This is a genomic window from Sandarakinorhabdus sp. (assembly GCF_032115815.1).
Classification (GTDB): Bacteria; Pseudomonadota; Alphaproteobacteria; order Sphingomonadales; family Sphingomonadaceae; genus Sandarakinorhabdus.
The window spans coordinates 1-1747 of the sequence record NZ_JAUMBI010000033.1 but is presented as its reverse complement, the minus strand read 5'-3'; the positions used below and the strand labels follow the sequence as shown (position 1 = coordinate 1747).

At 63.1% G+C, this 1747-nt stretch carries 3 protein-coding genes; 2 read left to right on the top strand and 1 reads right to left on the bottom strand.

The features are described 5' to 3' along the window. Positions 1 to 1048: alkaline phosphatase D family protein (locus RT662_RS01900; RefSeq protein WP_313668690.1), on the bottom strand; the 1048-nt coding region annotated here is incomplete at its 3' end. 70 nt (positions 1049 to 1118) lie between these two features. Between RT662_RS01900 and RT662_RS01895 the strand changes: the two genes are divergently transcribed. Both RT662_RS01895 and RT662_RS01890 read left to right on the top strand, forming a co-directional pair. Beyond that, a complete protein-coding gene (locus RT662_RS01895) occupies positions 1119 to 1289 on the top strand; it encodes a DUF2256 domain-containing protein (protein WP_313668688.1) in 171 nt (56 codons plus the stop codon). A gap of 23 nt (positions 1290 to 1312) precedes the next feature. Continuing rightward, positions 1313 to 1747 (top strand): class II aldolase/adducin family protein (locus RT662_RS01890; protein WP_313668687.1); only part of this gene is annotated, 435 nt, incomplete at its 3' end.

Here is a 1747-nt window from a genome sequence, read left to right as displayed (position 1 = left end):
AGCGCTGGCCGGCCTTCACGCTGGCCGCCACTTCGCTGGCAAACCAGGCTTCCTGTTCGGTGCCGAGCAGGGTGCGGGCCGGGTTCTGCCATTCGCCGCTGGCAAACGCCTTGATGCCTTCTGGTCCAGCCTTCAGTGCGGTATTGAGATCCAGCTGCTTGTCACGGCCGGACTGCCGCGTATCCAGCGTCATCACCGATACCAGATTGCCGAAATCATAACGATGCCACGGCACCTCCGGGCTCATCAGCCATTCGCGGTGCGCCTTCAGTGCCGCGTCGCGGCGCAAATTCCACACGCCTTCATCATCCTGGTGATTCTGGGCGCCGCCCTTCCAGGTGTCGTTGGCGAATTCATGATCATCCCAGATGGCGATCATCGGGAAGCGCGCGTGGATCGCCTGCAGGCCCGGATCGGAGCGATAGCTGGCGTAACGCTGGCGATAATCGTCGATCATCAATATTTCATCGACCGGCAAAATCTCGCGGCCCGGCATCACTGTCTCGGGATAGCTGCCCATTTGATATTCATAGATATAATCGCCAAGGTGGATCACCGCATCGAGATCATCACGCACCGCGCCATGGGCATAGGCGTTGAAATGCCCGAACGGCCGGTTGGAGCAGGAAAACACCCCCAGTTTCAGCGCATCCAGCTTGCCGGTCGGCAATGTCTTGGTGCGGCCCACCATCGACATCGTGCCATCGGGCGCGGTGAAGCGATACCACAGCCACTTGCCATCAGGCAGGCCCGACACGCGCACCTGGGCGGTGCCCCAGCTTTCCGCGCCGGCCATCGCGTCTGCCCGGGCGATCACCCGGCTCATGCCTTCGTCTTCGGCCACCTCCAGCTTCAGCGCGGTGGCAGCGCCGGTCACACTGGCATAGCGCGTCCACAGCGTGACCGCGCCGGGGCCGGGATGGCCCGACGCCACGCCATGGGTGAAGCCGCTGATCGGCCACAGCCGCGCCAGCGCCGGGCGCACCGGCAGGATCAGGCCGGCCGCAGTGGCCCCCAGAAAGGCGCGACGATCGATGGCAGGACGCATGGCTGATTCCCCTTTAGACGTTGGCGCCATTAAACCGGATATTGTGACAATTTCGAGGGAGCCCGCCGCCATGGCGAAAATGCGCCAGAAGGCCGATCTGCCCAGCAAGGATTGCGCCGCCTGCGGCCGCCCGTTCAGCTGGCGGAAGAAATGGGCGCGCGAATGGGAGAATGTGCGATACTGTTCCGACGCCTGCCGCAGCGGCGCCTATGGACGGGCGCGCGCCGGCACGACAGAATGACGCAAATTTTGGGGAGGAATCACATGGCCACGCAACTGAAAACGCCGAGTGTGAAGGACCAGGTTTCCGCCGAGGAATGGGCGCTGCGCGTCGATCTCGCCGCCGCCTACCGCCTTGTGGCGCATTATGGCTGGGACGATCTGATCTTCACCCACCTCAGCGTGCGCGTGCCGGGGCCGGAACATCATTTCCTGATCAACCCTTATAATCTGATGTTCGAGGAAATCACCGCGTCCAGCCTCGTCAAGATCGACGTCGAAGGCCATCCGGTGATGGAAACGCCGTATCTCACCAACGCCGCCGGCTTCACCATCCATTCGGCCATCCACATGTCGCGCGAGGATGCCCACGCCGTCATCCACTTGCACACGCCGCACGGCCAGGCGGTTTCTGCGCACAGCGAAGGCCTGATGCCGATCACGCAGACGGCCATGCTGATCCGCGACGAGCTGACCTAT

Excerpts from the sequence above, each read along its gene's own strand:
- RT662_RS01895 (WP_313668688.1), top strand. The coding sequence starts at position 1,119 with ATGGCGAAAATGCGCCAGAAGGCCGATCTGCCCAGCAAGGATTGCGCC.